At 67.7% G+C, this 6,052-nt stretch carries 6 protein-coding genes; 4 read left to right on the forward strand and 2 right to left on the reverse strand.

The genetic code is table 11. The features are described from left to right. The 3 genes from P2P98_RS15890 to P2P98_RS15900 all read left to right on the forward strand — a co-directional run. Window positions 1-850: sugar ABC transporter permease (locus P2P98_RS15890; protein ID WP_275801165.1), on the forward strand; the 850-nt coding region annotated here is incomplete at its 5' end. Further along, entirely contained in the window at window positions 843-1,748 is a 906-nt protein-coding gene (locus P2P98_RS15895) for a carbohydrate ABC transporter permease (RefSeq protein WP_275801167.1), read from the forward strand. The genes P2P98_RS15890 and P2P98_RS15895, both read left to right, overlap by 8 nt. A 38-nt stretch (window positions 1,749-1,786) precedes the next feature. Beyond that, window positions 1,787-3,136, forward strand: a complete 1,350-nt coding sequence (locus tag P2P98_RS15900; RefSeq protein ID WP_275801169.1) for an alpha-L-fucosidase — start codon at window positions 1,787-1,789, stop codon at window positions 3,134-3,136. A gap of 146 nt (window positions 3,137-3,282) precedes the next feature. On the opposite strand, the gene argG is transcribed toward P2P98_RS15900, so the two are convergent. Together argG and P2P98_RS15910 are read right to left on the reverse strand one after the other, a co-directional pair. Continuing rightward, entirely contained in the window at window positions 3,283-4,725 is a 1,443-nt protein-coding gene (gene argG, locus P2P98_RS15905; protein ID WP_275801171.1) for an argininosuccinate synthase, read from the reverse strand. 84 nt (window positions 4,726-4,809) lie between these two features. Further along, window positions 4,810-5,475, reverse strand: a complete 666-nt coding sequence (locus P2P98_RS15910) for a peptidylprolyl isomerase (protein WP_275801174.1) — start codon at window positions 5,473-5,475, stop codon at window positions 4,810-4,812. 119 nt (window positions 5,476-5,594) lie between these two features. Between P2P98_RS15910 and P2P98_RS15915 the strand changes: the two genes are divergently transcribed. Next, on the forward strand, window positions 5,595-6,052 hold a 458-nt coding region (locus tag P2P98_RS15915; protein ID WP_275801176.1), incomplete at its 3' end, for an adenylosuccinate synthetase.

Raw genomic sequence — 6,052 nt, forward strand, 5'->3', positions numbered from 1 at the left:
GTGGGGCGCGATCTTCGTCGCGCCCCACGCGATCGGCCTGGCGCTGTTCACGCTCGTCCCGATCGGCATCGCCCTCGTGATGAGCCTCAATGACTGGCCGATGATCGGATCGCCGACGTTCGTCGGGCTCGACAACTTCACCGACCTGCTGGGCAGCAGAACGTTCCGCACCGCGATGCTGAACACCCTGCTGTTCGTCGTTCTGTACCTGCCCCTGAACGTGATCGTTTCGCTCGGAATGGCGGCGTGGCTGACTCCCAAGATCAAGCACCGTCAGATCTTCCGCGTGCTTTTCTTCCTGCCCACCGTGACGCCGATCGTTGCGAACGCGGTGGTCTGGCGCATGCTGTATCAGCCCGGCGGTGCCATCGACGCGACCTCGCAGACCCTGTTCGGGCTGCGGGCCCCCGACTTCCTCGCCGACCCGCACTGGGCCATGATCGCCATCGTCGTCATGAGCGTCTGGCAGGGCTTCGGCTACAACATGATCGTCTTCTCATCGGCGCTGGATGCCGTGCCCGAGAACCAGCTCGAGGCGGCGGCGCTCGACGGCGCGAGCCCGTGGACGACGTTCTGGCGCATCAAGCTGCCGTTGATCTCTCCGTCGCTGTTCTTCGCCACCGTCATGACGCTGATCACCTCGTTCCAGGTGTTCATCCAGCCCTACATCATGACCAAGGGCGGCCCCGGCGAGTCGACCATCACGCTGGTGCAGTTCATCTACAACCAGGGCTTCACTTTCCAGAAGCTCGGTCTCGCCGCCGCGGCCGCCTTCATCCTGTTCGTCGTCATCCTGGGGGTCACCGCGGTGCAGTTCCTCGGCCAGAAGAAGTGGGTGCACTATGACTGAGCTCGCTCTCCGCACGCGCGGCTCCCAGCGCCGCTCCGCCTCGACAGACGCGCCGCGTGTCGCATCCCGCAGCGTGTCTCGCGTGCGCTCGTCGATCGGCTACGCGCTGCTGATCCTGGTCGCGCTGCTGTTCCTCTCGCCGCTCATCTTCATGGTGGCCACCTCGCTCAAGCCGCCGGCAGAGGTGTTCACCTCGCCGCCGACGCTCGTCGGCTCGGTCATTCAGTGGTCGAACTACGCCGACGTGTTCGACTACGCCCCGTTCGGCCGGTACCTCGTCAACGGCATGATCGTGGCGATCGGTGGAACACTTCTCACCCTGGTCGTCTCGGCATTGTCCGGATATGCCTTCGCGAGGCTGCGCTTCCGCGGGCGTGGAGCCACCTTCGCCGTGTTCCTGGCCACGATGATGCTGCCGCAGGAGGTCATCATCGTCCCCGCCTTCGTGTTGATGCGCGAACTCGGCTGGGTTAACTCGTACCAGGCCCTCATCGTGCCGTGGGCCTTCACGGCTCTCGGCGCCTTCCTGCTGCGGCAGTTCTTCATGACGGTGCCGCAGGAGCTCGAGGACGCCGCGCGTATCGACGGTGCCGGCACGGTCACCACGTTCCTTCGCATCATGCTGCCGCTGGCGCGTCCGACCCTCGCGGTGCTCGCGGTGTTCACCTTCATCACCTACTGGAACTCGTTCCTGTGGCCGCTCATCGTCGTGAACGACGTCACCCAGCTCGGCACGATCCCGCTCGGTCTGCAGTTGTTCGTCGGCCAGCAGGGCACGCAATGGCACTTGATCATGGCGGCATCCGTCATCTCGATGCTGCCGACCACCGTGCTGCTGATCGTGCTCCAGCGTTACCTGATCCGCGGCATCGTCACGTCCGGCCTCGGCGGACGCTGACCCGCTCCTTCCCCTGTCTTCTCGAAAGGTCCTGAGTCATGGCGATGTTCGCTGACAATCCCGTCCGCCCCGAGCCGTATCAGCGGTTCGAGCACGAGACACCGAAGTGGTTCCAAGACGCCAAGCTCGGCATCTTCATCCATTGGGGCCCCTACTCCGTGCCCGCGTGGGCGGAGCCGATCGGTGCTCACGGCACCTTCGACAAGGTGTACTGGGACACGCACAATCCCTACGCCGAGTGGTACTACAACACCATGCGCATCGAGGGCAGCCCGGCCCACATTCACCAGCAGGAGGTCTACGGCGGAGCCCCGTACGACGATTTCCTCGACAGGTGGACCGTCGAGCGCTTCGATGCATCGAAGGTGATGGATGCCATCGCCCGCACCGGCGCGCGGTACGTGGTGCCGACCTCGAAGCATCACGACGGCGTGACGCTGTGGGACGCCCCCGGCACCGGTGAGCGCAACACCGTCCGCCGCGGACCGCACCGTGACCTGATCGGCGAGATCCACGATGCCGCCGTGGCGCACGACGTGCGGTTCGGCGTCTACTATTCGGGCGGTCTCGACTGGCACTTCGGCGGCAACCCGCCGATCTGCGGCGACCTCGGTGACGAGCATCGTCCGAACGACAAGGCGTACGCCGACTACGCCTACGAGCACGTGGCCGACCTCATTCGTCGGTACCACCCCGCTGTTCTGTGGGGCGACATCGAGTGGCCCGATGCGGGCAAGCCCGAGGGCGAGCGCAGCCTGGTCCAGATGCTCGACCTCTACTACGCCGAGGTGCCCGACGGCGTGGTAAACGACCGGTGGGGAATGACGCACTGGGACTTCCGCACCACCGAGTACGAGGCGGGCAGCGCCGCCCACGAGGGCGCCTGGGAGCACACCCGCGGCATCGGCTTCTCGTTCGGACACAACCGACTCGAAGACGCGTCTCACTCGCTGAGTGGGACGGATGCCATCCGCCTGTTCGTCGACACGGTCTCGCGCGGCGGCAACCTGCTGTTGAACATCGGTCTCACCGCCGAGGGCGAGATCCCCGAGCTGCAGGCGCGCACCTTGGATGCACTGGGAGCCTGGAACGCCGTGCACGGCGACGCGATCTTCGGGTCGCGTCCGCTGCGGGCCGACGTCGCACCCACCGACGAGCCGTGGACCCGCTGGACGCAGTCGGACGACACGGCGCACCTGTTCGTGGAGGTTCCCGCCGGGCGCACCGCTCGCATCGCGGCCCCGTCGAGGGAACTGCTCCTTCGTGACGCGGCGGCGGGTCCCGGTGTGGAGCGGCTCGCCGTAGAAGACGGTGTGATCGTCGTCACCGCCGCGGTCGATGCTGTGCCCGGCCCCATCCGCATCGACGTTCCCCTGGATGCCGGCTGATCGGTATCCCCGTCATGGCGGGAGAGCTCTCACGGATCATGAGCGGTCGAGGGACGAGGGCGGGCGAAGCGCGGGCGTGACCAGGGGTGCGAACGCACGAGAGCCCGCGACGCCGAAGCGCTGCGGGCTCTCGTCGAGTCGTTTCGTCAGTCGGTGCCGGCGTCGAACGCGGCGGACTCGCCCGCGGCATCCGTCGCCTCGGCGAGGCGCTCTCCGGCGGCCGAGAGGGGCGCGGCGGGCTCGATGATCTCCTGAGCCCCGCCGACCGCGACGTCGCCGACGAGTTCGCCGGTCGGACCGCCGATGAGGCCCTGGGCCGCGTACTGCTCGAGGCGCGCGCGCGAGTCGGCGATGTCGAGGTTACGCATCGTGAGCTGGCCGATGCGGTCGACGGGGCCGAACGCGGCGTCGCCGACGCGCTCCATCGACAGCTTCTCGGGCGAGTACGACATCCCGGATGCCACGGTGTCGAGGATCGTGTAGTCCTCGCCGCGGCGCAGGCGCACGGTGACCGAGCCGGTGATGGTCGAGCCGACCCACTTCTGGATCGACTCGCGCAGCATGAGCGACTGCGGTTCGAGCCAGCGGCCCTCGTACATGAGGCGGCCGAGGCGACGACCCTGTTCGTGGTACGTGGCGAGGGTGTCTTCGTTCAGGATGCTGTTGACCAGGCGCTCGTACGTGAGGAACAGCAGCGCCATGCCCGGTGCCTCGTAGATGCCGCGCGACTTGGCCTCGATGATGCGGTTCTCGATCTGGTCGCTCATGCCCAGGCCGTGACGCCCGCCGATCGTGTTGGCCTCGCGGACCAGCGCCACCGGGTCGTCGTAGCGCGTGCCGTTGATCGCGACCGGGCGGCCGGCCTCGAACTCGACGGTCACGTCTTCGGTCTCGATCTCGACCGCGGGGTCCCAGAAGCGCACGCCCATGATGGGCTCCACGATCTCGAGCGACACGTCGAGGTGCTCGAGCGTCTTCGCCTCGTGCGTGGCGCCCCAGATGTTGGCATCCGTCGAGTAGGCCTTCTCGGCGCTGTCGCGGTAGGGGAAGTCGTGGGCGACGAGCCACTCGCTCATCTCTTTGCGGCCGCCGAGCTCGGTGACGAAGTCGGCATCGAGCCACGGCTTGTAGATGCGCAGGGCGGGGTTGGCGAGCAGGCCGTAGCGGTAGAACCGCTCGATGTCGTTGCCCTTGTAGGTGGAGCCGTCGCCCCAGATGTCGACGCCGTCTTCTTTCATCGCGCGCACGAGCAGCGTGCCGGTGACGGCGCGGCCCAGCGGCGTCGTGTTGAAGTACGTGCGACCGCCCGAGCGGATGTGGAAGGCGCCGCACGCCAGGGCGACGAAGCCCTCTTCGACGAGCGCGGTCTTGCAGTCGACCAGGCGCGAGACCTCGGCGCCGTACTGCGTGGCGCGGCCCGGGATCGACGCGATGTCGTCTTCGTCGTACTGCCCGAGGTCACCGGTGTACGTGCAGGGGATGGCGCCCTTGTCGCGCATCCACGCGACGGCCACCGAGGTGTCGAGGCCACCCGAGAAGGCGATGCCGACGCGCTCGCCGACGGGAAGGGACTGCAGGACCTTGGACATACGCCGATTCTATCGGGGGAGGATGCCGCGGCCCGACCCGTGTGGAGGTCGAGCGCCCCGTTCGAGGGCTGGGGAGGAGGAGTGTCAGCCGACCGTGACGGCGGTGATCTCCACCGGAGTCGCGGGCGCACCGTCTGCGGCGCCGCCCTCGACGCCGGCCTGGCCGATCTTCTCGACCACGGCGAGGCCCTCGGGCGACATCTTTCCGAAAACGGTGTACTTCGGCGGCAGCTTCGTGTCGGCGTAGACCAGGAAGAATTGCGAGCCGTTCGTGCCGGGCTGGCCGGTGTTGGCCATCGCGACCGTTCCCGCGGGATAGGTCTCGTTGCCGTCGAGTTCGTCGGCGAACGTGTACCCCGGCCCGCCGCGACCCGTTCCGGTGGGATCGCCGCACTGGAGCACGAAGATGCCCTGCGTCGTGAGGCGGTGGCACTGCGTGTCGGTGAAGTACTGCTGCTGCGCGAGCGACACGAAGCTCTCGACCGTGCACGGCGTGCGCGCGCCCGTGAGGGTCATCGGGATCTGCCCCGCCGAGGTCTCGAGGGTGACTTCGACATCCCCGGTCGGCCGCTCGGTGTCGGCGCTCGGAGGGGTGACGTCGACCGAGGGCTTCCCCGACGTGGGGTAGGCGCACGCGCCGGCCGCGCTCGGCTCGCTCGCGGGCGGCGCGGAGGGGGTCGGCCCCGCACATCCGGCGAGCAGGAGCAGGGCGGAAGCGGCGAGAGCCGCCGAGATCAGTCGCGTGCGCACGCGCTCCAGGGTAGAGCGCCCGGGGCGTGGCATCCATTCGCTGTGCAGGCCTGCGGAGGCGGTGTCGGACCCTCTCGATAGGATGGGGTGTACCGCCGGACAACATGCGAGGAGCACTCATGCCCGGAATCGTGATCGTCGGCGTCCAGTGGGGCGACGAGGGCAAGGGCAAGGCCACCGATCTGCTCGGTGAGCGCACCGACTGGGTGGTGAAGTTCAACGGCGGCAACAACGCCGGCCACACCGTCGTCATCGGCGACGAGAAGTACGCGCTGCACCTGCTGCCCAGCGGCATCCTGTCTCCGGGGGTCACCCCCGTCATCGGCAACGGCGTCGTCGTCGATCTCGAGGTGCTGTTCAACGAGCTCGAGGCGCTGAATGCGCGCGGTCTCGACACCACGCGCCTGAAGATCAGCGCCAACGCGCACATCATCACGCAGTACCACCGCACGCTCGACAAGGTCACCGAGCGCTTCCTCGGCAAGCGCATGATCGGCACCACCGGCCGCGGCATCGGTCCGGCCTACGCCGACAAGATCAACCGCGTGGGCATCCGCGTGCAAGACCTCTTCGACGA

Origin of the sequence: Microbacterium sp. Kw_RZR3, assembly GCF_029222405.1 — a bacterium.
Lineage (GTDB): Bacteria > Actinomycetota > Actinomycetes > Actinomycetales > Microbacteriaceae > Microbacterium.